Annotated in this window: 9 protein-coding genes; 8 read left to right on the forward strand and 1 reads right to left on the reverse strand. The window is 64.4% G+C overall.

Going from position 1 to position 11,903, the window contains the following annotated elements; genetic code table 11:
* Window positions 1-4: 4 nt before the first annotated feature.
* The 3 genes from ACFFUC_RS16490 (at window position 5) to ACFFUC_RS16500 (ending at window position 2,737) form a co-directional block, all read left to right on the forward strand.
* On the forward strand, window positions 5-784 hold the full coding sequence (locus ACFFUC_RS16490; RefSeq protein WP_377687959.1) for an amino acid ABC transporter ATP-binding protein: 780 nt from the start codon (window positions 5-7) through the stop codon (window positions 782-784).
* A 48-nt stretch (window positions 785-832) separates the two neighbouring features.
* On the forward strand, window positions 833-2,005 hold the full coding sequence (locus ACFFUC_RS16495; protein ID WP_377687960.1) for a pyridoxal phosphate-dependent aminotransferase: 1,173 nt from the start codon (window positions 833-835) through the stop codon (window positions 2,003-2,005).
* Window positions 2,006-2,176: 171 nt separating this feature from the next.
* On the forward strand, window positions 2,177-2,737 hold the full coding sequence (locus ACFFUC_RS16500) for a GNAT family N-acetyltransferase (RefSeq protein WP_377687961.1): 561 nt from the start codon (window positions 2,177-2,179) through the stop codon (window positions 2,735-2,737).
* A gap of 420 nt (window positions 2,738-3,157) precedes the next feature.
* On the opposite strand, the gene ACFFUC_RS16505 is transcribed toward ACFFUC_RS16500, so the two are convergent.
* Window positions 3,158-3,934, reverse strand: coding sequence for a FadR/GntR family transcriptional regulator (locus tag ACFFUC_RS16505; protein ID WP_377687962.1), 777 nt, complete (start codon window positions 3,932-3,934; stop codon window positions 3,158-3,160).
* Window positions 3,935-3,994: 60 nt separating this feature from the next.
* Between ACFFUC_RS16505 and ACFFUC_RS16510 the strand changes: the two genes are divergently transcribed.
* The 5 genes from ACFFUC_RS16510 to ACFFUC_RS16530 all read left to right on the forward strand — a co-directional run bounded on the left by ACFFUC_RS16510 (window position 3,995) and on the right by ACFFUC_RS16530 (window position 11,579).
* Complete coding sequence (locus ACFFUC_RS16510; protein ID WP_377687963.1) at window positions 3,995-5,041, forward strand: bile acid:sodium symporter family protein; 1,047 nt, start codon at window positions 3,995-3,997, stop codon at window positions 5,039-5,041.
* A 264-nt stretch (window positions 5,042-5,305) separates the two neighbouring features.
* Window positions 5,306-7,219, forward strand: coding sequence for an FUSC family protein (locus ACFFUC_RS16515; protein WP_377687964.1), 1,914 nt, complete (start codon window positions 5,306-5,308; stop codon window positions 7,217-7,219).
* Between the two features lie 276 nt (window positions 7,220-7,495).
* Window positions 7,496-8,665 carry an AI-2E family transporter gene (locus ACFFUC_RS16520; RefSeq protein ID WP_377687965.1) on the forward strand — a complete coding sequence of 390 codons (1,170 nt, stop codon included), beginning with the start codon at window positions 7,496-7,498 and terminating at the stop codon, window positions 8,663-8,665.
* Window positions 8,666-8,871: 206 nt separating this feature from the next.
* A complete protein-coding gene (gene ade, locus ACFFUC_RS16525) occupies window positions 8,872-10,581 on the forward strand; it encodes an adenine deaminase (protein WP_377687966.1) in 1,710 nt (569 codons plus the stop codon).
* 215 nt (window positions 10,582-10,796) lie between these two features.
* Window positions 10,797-11,579 carry a Stf0 family sulfotransferase gene (locus ACFFUC_RS16530; protein WP_377687967.1) on the forward strand — a complete coding sequence of 261 codons (783 nt, stop codon included), beginning with the start codon at window positions 10,797-10,799 and terminating at the stop codon, window positions 11,577-11,579.
* Window positions 11,580-11,903: the final 324 nt, after the last annotated feature.

Consider the following 11,903-nt stretch of genomic DNA (forward strand, 5'->3'; position numbering starts at 1 on the left):
TCCCATGAGCCAGATTTCCGCCAAAGACGCATCCGCCGCATCGGGTCAGGACCCGATCATCACCATGCGCAATGTCGAAAAACATTACGGCAATTTCCACGCGCTTCGCGACATCAACCTCGATGTAGCGCGGGGCGAGGTCATCGCGATCATCGGGCCCTCCGGCTCGGGGAAATCGACGCTGATCCGCTGCATCAACCACCTCGAAACCATCTCCTCCGGCACGATCACCGTCGACGGCGTCACCGTCAAAGAAGGCAAGAACCTTGCCCTCGTGCGGGCCGAAGTCGGCATGGTTTTCCAGCAGTTCAACCTCTTCCCGCATATGAGCGTGCTGCGCAATGTCGCGATCGCGCCGATGCGGGTGCGCGGGATCTCCAAAGCCGAGGCCGAGACCCGCGCCCGCCAGCTTCTCGACCGCGTCGGCCTGTCGGCCCATGTCGACAAATATCCCGACCAGCTTTCGGGCGGCCAGCAGCAGCGCGTCGCGATTGCCCGCGCGCTGGCGATGGAGCCGCTGGTCCTGCTTTTCGACGAGCCGACCTCGGCGCTTGATCCCGAAATGGTGGGCGAGGTGCTCGACGTCATGCAAAGTCTGGCCGCCAGTGGCGTGACCATGCTCGTCGTGACCCACGAGATGGGCTTTGCCCGCCGCGTCGCCGACCGCGTCGTCTTTATGGAGGCCGGCCGGATCATCGAACAAAACGCCCCCGAGGCCCTGTTCGACACGCCGCAAACCGAACGCGCGCAAGCCTTCCTCAGCGCGATCCAACACGGCGCCTGACGCCGGCGCGTCAGGCCAAACTCCGCTCCGCCTTCAGAAAGTCTTCCGATGATTGATACCGATGTCCAAGCCCGCCCCGCGGTGCGCGCGCTGTCCAGCTCGCTGATCCGCGAGGTCGCCAATGCCGCGATGGGCAAGGCCGATGTGCTGCCCTTCTGGTTCGGCGAATCCGACCAGCCCACCCCCGAATTCATCCGTCAGGCCGCCTCCGATGCGATGATGGCGGGCGAGACCTTCTATTCGCAAAACCTCGGCCGCCCCTATCTGCGTCAGGCGATCTCGGATTATCTGAGCGCGCTGCACGGCCGCACCATCGCCCCCGAACGCATCGCCGCCACCGGATCGGGCATGAGCGGGCTACAGATCGCGAACCAGCTGGTCCTGTCGCCGGGCGACCGCGTGGTTGCGGTGACGCCGCTTTGGCCCAACATCTCCGAGGTTCCGCTGATCCTCGGCGCCAAAGTCGACCGCGTATCCTTGTCCATCGTCGACGGACGCTGGACGCTGGATGTCGCGCGCCTGCTCGAGGCGCTCACGCCCGATACGCGCATGGTCATCATCAATTCGCCCAACAATCCGACGGGCTGGATGATCGACGACGAAAGCATCAAGGAAATCCTCGCCCATTGCCGCAAATACGGCATCTGGGTGCTGGCCGACGAGGTTTACGAGCGTCTGGCCTATGATCCCGCGGTGGCCTCGGCGCCCTCGTTCATGCGCCATTATCAGGATGGCGACCGCGTGATTTCGGTCAACAGCTTCTCGAAAGCATGGTCGATGACCGGCTGGCGCATCGGCTGGATGGTGATCCCCGAGGCGCTGGCGCAGGATGCGACCAAGCTGGTCGAATACAACTTTTCCTGCATTTTCGAGCCGACCCAACGCGCCGCAACCAAAGCGATCCGCGAGGGCGAGGCCGAGGTCGCCGCCATGCGCGCCAAACTGGGCCGCACCCGCAAACTGCTGGTCGAGGGGCTCTCGGCCATGAACCGCGTCAGCGTCCCCGATGCGGGCGGGGCGATGTATGCCTTCCTCAAGGTCGAGGGCTATGACGACTCGCTCGATCTGGCGCAGCGCCTCGTGCGCGAAACCGGCCTCGGGCTGGCGCCGGGCCGTGCTTTCGGTCCCGAGGGCGAAGGCTGGCTGCGCTGGTGCCATGCCACCTCCGAAGAAAAGATCGCGGACGGCCTGACCCGACTTCAGGATTTCCTGCGCAAATGACGCCAAGGGCCGGAGGAAACTCCGGCCCTGTTTCTTTGCCCCAATCTTCGGCGCGGCACTGCCTGTTTTTCGGGCACAGCGCAAAAGCGGGGCAAATTTCGCGCGGATTCTTTGACGCGGCACGGGTTTGGGCAGAGCAAGGCGGCAGAACTCGGGACAAAGGGCGCGAGCATGCGGATCCGCGAAGCGACAGAAGCCGATATGGCGGCGATCACGGCGATCTACAACGATGCCGTCGCCCATACGACCGCGATCTGGAACGAGACCGAAGCCAGTCTGGCCAATCGTCTGGCATGGCGGGCGGAGCGTCTGCGCGCGGGCTATCCGGTTCTGGTTGCGGTGGCGGGAGAGGCGGCGGGCGACGGAACAGGACCGGACGGGGCAGGGATCGGCGATGGCGCGGTGCTCGGCTATGCCTCTTTCGGCGATTGGCGCGCCTTTGACGGCTATCGCCACACCGTCGAGCATTCGGTCTATATCCGCGCCGATCAACGCGGCGGCGGCATCGGCCGCGCCTTGATGGAGGCCCTGATCGCGCGGGCGCGCCACCTCGGCAAACATGTCATGATAGCGGGGATCGAAGCGGGCAATGCACCTTCGATCCGACTTCACGAAAAGCTGGGATTCCGGCAGGTCGGATATCTGCCCGAAGTCGGCACGAAATTCGGCCGCTGGCTCGATCTGGCCTTCCTGCAGTTGACGCTTGAGGAGACGGATGGCGGGCAGGGCTGAGCACCGCCGCATCTTCTCAGGCGGCAGCAGCACGAGCGGCCCGCTCTGCGGGAGCATCCCGACACGCGGCGAAAGCACAGCGCTTTGAGGCGAATTGCCGGCGGCCTTCCGGCAATGCAGGGATATCTGCGCCGCCGAGATGATGGCGCTCGCCGAGAAGGGACGGCTGCCCAACGCGGTGGAGTGACTTCGGGCAAAGCTGGGTGATCTGCACGCCCGAAGAAAGCCGTTCCGCCGAACGGATCAAGCCGAACCCTATCGCCGCCATCAGCCCGACGACATCGGCAATTGCCGGGACCGAACGGATCTATGGTGATCAAAATCAATCTTTTGCGGCAAATACCGTCCGGAAAATCGAGCAGTCACCCACCAATCGGGCAATCGCCATCGGACGGGCCCAGAAACATAATATAATGCGAATTATGTAATAAAAAACTCATTCCGTGTCCCGCGCTCCGGATTGTCGGCAGCGCGCAAAAGTGCGCGGATCGCGGCGAGATGGTCGTGCATCGCCTGACGGGCGGCTTGCGGATCGCCTGCGGCGATGGCCTCGACGATGGCCAGATGCAGCGCGCTTTGCTCGGTCGCATATTCCAGACGCCGCGCCTTGCGGAAGACCGCGTCGTGATGCCTTTGCCAGCGCGCGCGACCGCGCATCGTCACCAGATGCGCGTAAATGCCTGACAAAAGCGCATTGCCGCTCGCGCGCGCGATTGCCTTGTGGAACGCGTCGTCGTGCTTTTCGTAGTCGCGCCAATCGGCGGCGGTACCGGTCGCGCGGGCAAGCTGGCGCATCGCCTTGATCGCGGCCCCGTCGGCGGCCAACGCGGCCGCGGCGGCAAGCGCGGGCTCGAAGATCAGACGCGCCTCGATCAGATCATGGGGCGAGGCGATTTCGAGCAGTTGTTGCAGCGGCACAGGCGCCGCCAAAGTCCCGCCCGAGGGCGCGGATCCCAGAAAGGTGCCCTTGCCCTGATGACGCCAGATCAGCCCCTCGGAGGCCAGCGCCGACAAAGCGCGGCGCAGCGTCTCGCGGCTACAGCCCAGCTCGGCGGCAAGCCGGCGCTCGGGCGGGAGCGCCTCTTGCGGCGACCAGCGGCCGGCGGCGATCAGATCGCGCAGACGCGCCGTGACCACCGGCGCTGCGCCTCTTGGGGGAAGGACCGACATTTCCAGACCAATTTGCAGACCAATCATGCTATCTCGTAAGGGATCGCAACGAAAACACAAGCAATGTTCGAGCAAAGGAGACGGCCGATGATCAAGGCCCTGACCAACCGGATTGACCCGTTTCTGGCGCTGATGATCGGTGCCGTGGTGCTGGCGACGCTGATGCCGGCCACCGGCAAGGCGGGCGACGCCGCGCAGGGTCTGGGGACGGCGGCGGTCGCCATGCTGTTCTTCCTGCATGGGGCGGCGCTTTCGCCGCGCACCATTCTGGACGGGCTCAAGCAATGGCAGCTCCATCTTTTCATTCTCGGCACGACTTTCGTGATCTTTCCGCTGATCGTCATGCCACTGCGGCTGGTGCCCGAGAGCATCCTGCCCGCCGATCTCGCGACGGGGTTTCTCTACCTCGGCGTGCTGCCCTCGGCGGTCTCCTCCTCCATCGCCTTTACCGCGATGGCGCGGGGCAATGTCCCGGCTGCGGTCTGCAATTCGGCGGGCTCGAACGTCTTCGGCCTGCTGCTCACCCCGCTTCTGATGAGCCTTTTGTTCGGCGGCGCGGTCAGCGGCGCGATGGATCTGGGCCAGACGCTGCGCGATGTCTGCCTGCAATTGCTGCTGCCCTTCGGCCTCGGCCAGTTGGCGCATCGCCTGATCGGGCCCTGGTTGCAGGCGCATGGCAAATGGCTGTCGAACTATGACCAATGGGTCATCGTCCTGATCATCTATGCCGCCTTCTCGCAATCGGTCGAGGCCGGTCTGTGGCAGGTCCTGCCGTTGAGCGGGCTGATCCTCGCGGGCGCGCTGTGTCTGGTCATCCTGCTGGTCGTCATCGCCTTCACCACCCGCGGCTCGCGCGCCTTGGGCCTCTCGCGCGAGGATGAGATCGCGGCGGTCTTTTGCGGCTCGAAGAAGAGCCTCGCTTCGGGGCTGCCGCTCGCGCAGGTGCTTTTCGCGGGGGCCACGGGTTTCGGGATGATCGTGCTGCCGATCATGCTTTACAACCAGATCCAGATCATGGTCGGCGCGGTTCTGGCGCGCCGCTATGCCGCTCGGGATGCGGGTCGCGATCCGAACCGCGAAACCGGACCGCAAAGCGGCACGGAATCGGCGCAAGCACCCGAGGGCGCGGCCTAATCCGACAGGGCAACAGCGCGGGCGCGGCGGGCCGGAATCCCCGCGCCCGCACTGCCCGCTTTATGCACAACCTGCCCAAAATTCAGGCATAACGGCAGCCGCGGCGGACCCTGCCCCGTAGCGTGGCGAATTGCCGCAGAGCGCCACCAAGGCCGCTCTTGTTGCGGCTTTGGTCGGGGTCTATGCGCAAAGCCGCCCGCCTTCGGGCAGTTCCGGCGCATCCTGCGATCCGCCACCCCCTTCCGCGAGATTGCCCCGGCCATCATGCCCGCCCTCACTTCATTTCCGAAACTGCTTGAACGGCTTGGTTTCGACCGCCCCAAACTGATCCAGGGGCTGCAAGTCTCGGGCGCAGCCTTTGTCGCCCTTTTGCTCGCCTGGGCCCTGCGCTTCGAGCATCCGCAATGGGCCGCGATCACGGTTTTCGTGACGCTGCAACCGACGCGCGGCCAGATCATCGAGAAATCCTCCTACCGCTTTATCGGCACGATCATCGGCTCGACCTTCGGCGCGCTGGTCGCCTGGTTCGGCGGCGGCCATATCGGCTTCGAGCTGTTTGCCCTCGCGCTTTGGGCCAGCCTCATGGTTTTCATCGGCTCGCTGCAACGCTCCTACCGCTCTTACGGGACGGTGCTTGCGGGCTATTCGGCGATCATCGTGATCGTGCTCAGCCCCTTCAACCCCGACACCGTGCGCGCGGTCGCAATGGACCGCATCCTCACCGTGCTGATCGGGGCGATGACCGGCGTGATCTGGGCCTATCTGTCGCGCATGAACCGCGGCGACAACGAGATCCAGCTCAAGATGCGCCGTCTGAGCGCCGATATCCTGCAACAGGCAGGCATGGCGCAGGGCGGGACCAACCGGCGCGACCAAGCCGCTTTCGCGCGCCTCGTGACCGCCGCCTCGCTCCTGCAAAACGAGCTCGAAACCCTCTCGGCCAATGGGCGCCGCATCCGCGCGGGCCATGTCGAGCCGCTCCTGCCCGCGCTGGTGAACCTGCTTTTCGCCGCCGAGCAGCATCCGCCCTCGCCCGCCCTGGCCCAAGGTCTGAGCGATCTGGCCGCGCGTCTGCACGGGCAGAACGACTTCGCGGGCATGGCCTCGGGGCTGCGCAAGCTGATCGCCCAGACCGAAGATCCCGTCCTCGAAGAGGCGCTGGTCTCGCTTCAGGCGGCGATCACCAATCTCGGGCAGGAGCAGGGCAGCCTGCGCATCACCCGCAAGGAGCGCCGCCGCTATGCGCTCGACTGGCGCGGCGCGACCGAGGGCGGTCTGCGGATCTTCCTCGTTCTCGGCCTTTTGTCGATCGGCTGGATCGTGACCGGCAATCCGGTGTTCCAATATCCGCTGGTCAGCGCCGCGATCGGCATGGCGCTGGCGACCACCGGCGTCACGCCCACGCGCAAGATGCTGGATGTCGTCAAAGGCCAGTTTGCCGCCGCCGCCGTCGCCATTGCGACCGAGATGCTGCTCTGGCCCGTCTTCTCCAGCCCCGAGGGCCAGCTTTTGTCGCTGCTTCCGGCACTGGCGAGCTTTGCCTTCATCCGCTCGCACCGCCGCATGTCGCTCTCTGCACCCGATTATGCGATCACGCTGTTCTTGCTGCTCAGCCCCAGCTACACGACCTATCAGGAGGGGATTTTCCCGGTCTGGAAGGGCCTGATGGCCGCCTCGGGCGGCGCTTTGGGCTATCTCGCATTCGTCTTCGTCTTCCCGACCGACGCCCGCGCGCGGCGCAAATCCCTGTGGTCGATGATCAAGCGCGACCTGCAGGAAATCGCCCGCATGCGCCGTCTCACCCTCGCGCAGGAAGAATGGCGGCTCAGTTTCTGCGCGCGTTTCCTCAAGATCGCCTATTGGGCCTCGCTCGAAGGCGGGCGCTATGAGAAAGCGGCCGTGACCATGCACAAGGGCTTCGTGACGATGCATCTGGCCGAGGTGGTTTTCCTGCTCAAGCGGCTCGACCAGCGCGCCGATCTCGCGCCCTCGATCCGGCGCGCGGTCCATGCCTGCCTGAACCGCATCGCCGCGACCAGCAAGGATTCCGACCGTTTCCTGCGCACCTTCACCATGCTCGCGCATCGTCTGGCCGAGGCCGGTCTGACCGCCGAGGCCGCGCTGATCGACGCAATGGCCGCCGAACTGACCGAGCTGCGGCGCATCCGCAAAGCCTGAGGCAGCAACGCAAGCCCCGCGCCTGCCCCACCACCGACCTGCGCCTGACCCGCGCGCGCATCGCGACGCACAGGACCCGATCCCGCCGGATCGGGTCCTGAATGCGGCAAAATCCGTTCACGTTTTCATCATCATCGCCGGAAATCGCGCCGGAAACCCGAAGATTCACGCCATCTTCATCTTTGCGACGAAAGATAAGCGCCGCGGCCTGCCGATCAGTGCTTGGGCTTTCGCGCGCGCAGGACTAGGGTGGGGTCAGCACTTGGACGGAAATTGATGAGCTCGACAAAAACGCGATACCGTAGTCCGCTGATTACCGATGTTTCGGCAGCCCGTTGGCTGTTGCTGCTGATCCTGATCGCCTCGGTCTATTTCTTCCACAGTTTCCTTGTACCCGTGCTTGCCGCGACCGTGATGGCGGTGGCCAGCTGGTCGATCCGCCAGCGTCTGGTCCACGGGCTGGGCCTCGGCAAAACCCTCAGCGCGGCGGCAATGATCCTGACGATCCTTTGCGTGATCGTCGTGCCCATGAGCATCGCGCTTTTCTATGCCGTCGAAGAGGTGCGGGCCTGGCTTTACTGGGCGCTCGAGGTCAATGTCACCGGCGCGCCGACCCCAGGCTGGATGCTGCGCATCCCCCAGATCGGCGATTGGCTCGACGAGCAATGGCAGACCTTCATCGGCCAGCCCGGCGCGATCGGACATCTGACACAGGCCGTCAGCGGCTCGAACATCGCCAGTTTCTACCGCGGCGTGGTCACGGCGGGCGCCATGACCGCCCATATGGCGCTGACGACCCTGTTCACGCTGATCACGCTTTTCGTGCTCTACCGCGACGGCGAAAAAATCGTCGAGCAGATCGACCGCGTCGGCCAGCGCATCCTGCCCGAGCGCTGGAACCGGCTTTCGCGCGTCGTGCCCGCGACCATCAGCTCGACCCTGACCGGGATGACGCTGATCGCGCTTGGCGAAGGCGTCATTCTGGGCATGGCCTATTGGATCGCGGGCGTGCCCTCGCCGGTCGCCTTCGGGGTCATCACCGGCTTCATGGCGCTGGTGCCGGGCGGCGCGCCTTTGTCCTTCACGCTGATCTCGATCTATCTCGTGGCGAGCGGCTCGACGGTTGCGGGGATCGGGCTGTTCCTCTGGGGCGCGATCGAGCTTTTCGTCGTCGACAAAACCATCCGCCCGATGCTGGTTGGCGGGCCGGTGAAGCTGCCGTTCCTGCCGACCTTCTTCGGACTGATCGGCGGCGTGAAAACCATGGGCATTCTGGGGCTTTTTGTCGGCCCCGTGCTGATGGCGCTTCTGGTCTCGATCTGGCGCGAATGGCAGCGCGAGATCGAAACCCATCCCCGCGACACCGAAATCCCGCCCGACCCCACAGAGCTTGAACCACCGCTGCCGCCTCCTGCGGACGTCGCGGTCCGGCCGCCGGGGCTTTAACCCCGCTTCCGCGCCAGAACCCGTGCGGTCTGGCCCCGTTTCGCGGACCGGCCGCACCGGCGCAACAAGGCACACCGAGACAGCTGCCGCTTATGGCCGTTTTCCCCCGACTGCGCCATAATGGCTCAACTCGGAATTGAACTGCCCAGCCGGACCGTCCGCAACCGGCCAGCCAACCACCAGCCCATCACCCACCGGAGACCGCCATGACCCCGACACCCCAGCCCCTCGAGACCCGGATCGCGCAGGCCCATGGCCGCGAAAAGGCCGATCTCGTGCTCAAGGGCGGACGGGTGTTCGATCTCGTGACCGGCATCCTGCTCGAAGGTGATGTCGCGATCTGCGGCGACCGCATCGTCGGCACCTGCGCCAGCTACGAAGGCAAGCGCGAGATCGACGTGAGCGGGCTCATCCTCGTGCCGGGCTTCATCGACACCCATCTCCATGTCGAAAGCAGCCTCGTCACCCCGCATGAATTCGACCGCTGCGTCACGCCGCGCGGCGTCACCACCGCAATTTGCGACCCCCACGAGCTGGCCAATGTCATCGGCACCGACGGGATCCGCTGGTTCCAGAACGCCTCGGAGCATCTGCTGATGGACCTGCGCGTGCAGCTGTCCTCCTGCGTGCCCTCGACCGATATGGAAACCTCGGGCGCGAGGATCGAGGCGGGCGACCTCAAGCCGCTGATGGGCCATCCCTCGGGAATCGGGCTGGCGGAGTTCATGAATTATCCCGGCGTCATCCATTGCGACCCGCCGGTCTTGGACAAACTCGCGCTCTTTGCCGGCCGCCATATCGACGGGCACTGCCCGCAGGTGAGCGGGCTTGACCTCAACGCCTATATCGCCGCCGGCATCCGCACGGAACACGAGGCGACGACCGCCGAAGAGGCGCTGGAAAAGCTGCGCAAAGGCATGCGCGTCCTGATCCGCGAGGGCTCGGTCTCCAAGGATCTCGACGCGCTGCAACCCTGTCTCAACGATGCGACCAGCGCCTATATGTGTCTGTGCACCGACGACCGGAATCCGCTCGACATCGCCGAGCACGGCCATCTCGACTATATGATCCGCCGCCTGATCGCGCTGGGAACGAGCCCGCTGGCCGCCTACCGCGCCGCCTCGCTTTCGGCGGCCGAGGCTTTCGGGCTCAAGGATCGCGGGCTGATCGCGCCGGGCCTGCGCGCCGATATCGTGGCGATCGACAGCCTCGAGGGTTGCCATGCGCAGCTGGTTCTGGCCGGCGGGCGCGAGGTCACCGAGGCCGCCTTTGCCCTGCGCGCACCGCAACACGAGATCGGCCGCCGCTCGGTCAAGGCGCCAGCGGTCACCGCCGCCGATTTCCGCACCACCAGCAACGACAGCCGCACCGACGTCATCGGCATCCTCGAAGGCAAGATCATCACCGAGCATCTGCACGAAGACATCGCGATCGTCTCGGGCGACAAGGCCCCTGATCCCGCGCGCGACCTGATGCGCATCACCGTGGTCGAGCGGCACGGCAAGAACGGCAATATCGCCAACGGCTTCGTGCGCGGCTTCGGGATGGAGGCCGGCGCGATCGCCTCGACCGTGTGCCACGACCACCACAACATCATCGCCGTCGGCGCGGATTACGCCGATATGGCGGTCGCCGTTAACCGGCTGAGCGCGCTTGAGGGCGGCTTTGTCGTGGTGCGCGACGGCACCATTCTGGCCGAGATCGCGCTGCCGGTCGCGGGCCTCATGAGCCTCGAGCCCTACGAGGCCGTGCGCGACCACATGGTCGCCCTGCGCGGCGCGGCGCGCAGCCTCGGGATCGGCATCGAAGAGCCGTTCCTGCAGCTCGGCTTTCTCGCATTGCCGGTGATCCCCGCCCTGAAGATCACCGATCGCGGCATGGTCGACGTCCGCAAATTCGAGATTATCGCAGGCTGAGGCAACGCCCTCGCCCGTTCCCGAACCCGCCCCGATCAGGGCGGGTTTTTTAATGCCTGATGGCGCCCATTGCCCAAAGCAGCGCCTATCCGCCCAAAGCGCCGATTAATCCTATATGCCTATGCCAACTGCTGGTTGGGAACGCTATATTCGCCTTGTCATCCAGGCCCGTTCACCTCTATTGCGTGAAGCAATAAGAAACACTCGAGGCCATGATGAGCTTTAAGACCCATCTTTCCCGCACCGGCACTCACGAGGAGAACCTCAAAAAGCGCTTCGGTCGCGCGGCCTACTACGACGGCACGGAAATCTTTGAAACTCCGCTTTACTGCATGGGCTTCACCAATCGCTGCGGCTCCAATCTTTTGGCGGATTACCTGCGGGCGACGCCCTATTTCGGAGGCTTCCACGAACAGCTGAATTTCGACAGCGTCGTGAAAAGCAGCGAGCAGTGGGGAACGACGTCGCTCTCGGAATATATGGTTTCGGCAGGCAAAACCTTTGGAGCCGACCGGACGAGCTATGGTTTCAAAGCTTCTGCCGACCAGCTTATGATGCTCCAGCGTTTCGGCATCGCGGGCATGTATCGCGGCGGCATGAAGGTCATCCACATCACGCGCGAAGACCTGATCGGTCAGGCGATTTCCTATCAGATCGCGCTGCAAACTCGGAAATGGACCAGCAATCAGGCCGGTGTAGGCGATGATGTCGTGGTCCAGTTCGACGCGCGCCAGCTCACGGCCATTATCGACGCGATTCAGGCCGACAACAGCAGCATCGCGATGTTCGCCGCGGCGTTCGGATATCCCTATCTTCATGTTTCTTATGAGAACCTTGTCGAAGACCCCCGCGCCGTCCTCGACACGATTGCCGCCTTCGCCGGAGAAGACGGCAGCTCCTGGCCTGTCCGCTCTCCCTCGATCCAGAAGCAGTCATCGGCGCTCAACGACGAATTCCGCGCGCGTTACTACGATTACTTGCGCCGCGACATTCTCTGAGAGCCAGACGGGCCGTATCTGCGCAAGATGCGGCCCATCAACATAGAGTCGCCCCGACATGATGCAGCCGCATCTGCCCGTCGGTTCGGGACCCGCCCCCCTGCTGCGCCCCGCCCTTTTTCGGGCAGCGCTGGCGCGCTGCTTTGCAAGGATGGGCGGGCAAAGGCCGAAGCCAAATCGCGGCCAATTCCTATATGCCGTATATGATCTTTTAATTGGTCTTTTTGACCATTCTTACTTCGGAATTATTCCGCTTAGCGGGAACGAATTTCGAAATTTTCCCTATAGATTTCGAATCGCCTATGTTTAACAGAAGCTTTCATA

Origin of the sequence: Paracoccus cavernae (assembly GCF_042430175.1) — a bacterium.
Lineage (GTDB): Bacteria > Pseudomonadota > Alphaproteobacteria > Rhodobacterales > Rhodobacteraceae > Paracoccus > Paracoccus cavernae.

Coding starts and splice junctions, on each gene's coding strand:
- ACFFUC_RS16490 (WP_377687959.1), top strand. CDS start 5: ATGAGCCAGATTTCCGCCAAAGACGCATCCGCCGCATCGGGTCAGGAC.
- ACFFUC_RS16495 (WP_377687960.1), top strand. CDS start 833: ATGATTGATACCGATGTCCAAGCCCGCCCCGCGGTGCGCGCGCTGTCC.
- ACFFUC_RS16500 (WP_377687961.1), top strand. CDS start 2,177: ATGCGGATCCGCGAAGCGACAGAAGCCGATATGGCGGCGATCACGGCG.
- ACFFUC_RS16505 (WP_377687962.1), bottom strand. CDS start 3,934: ATGATTGGTCTGCAAATTGGTCTGGAAATGTCGGTCCTTCCCCCAAGA.
- ACFFUC_RS16510 (WP_377687963.1), top strand. CDS start 3,995: ATGATCAAGGCCCTGACCAACCGGATTGACCCGTTTCTGGCGCTGATG.
- ACFFUC_RS16515 (WP_377687964.1), top strand. CDS start 5,306: ATGCCCGCCCTCACTTCATTTCCGAAACTGCTTGAACGGCTTGGTTTC.
- ACFFUC_RS16520 (WP_377687965.1), top strand. CDS start 7,496: ATGAGCTCGACAAAAACGCGATACCGTAGTCCGCTGATTACCGATGTT.
- ade (WP_377687966.1), top strand. CDS start 8,872: ATGACCCCGACACCCCAGCCCCTCGAGACCCGGATCGCGCAGGCCCAT.
- ACFFUC_RS16530 (WP_377687967.1), top strand. CDS start 10,797: ATGAGCTTTAAGACCCATCTTTCCCGCACCGGCACTCACGAGGAGAAC.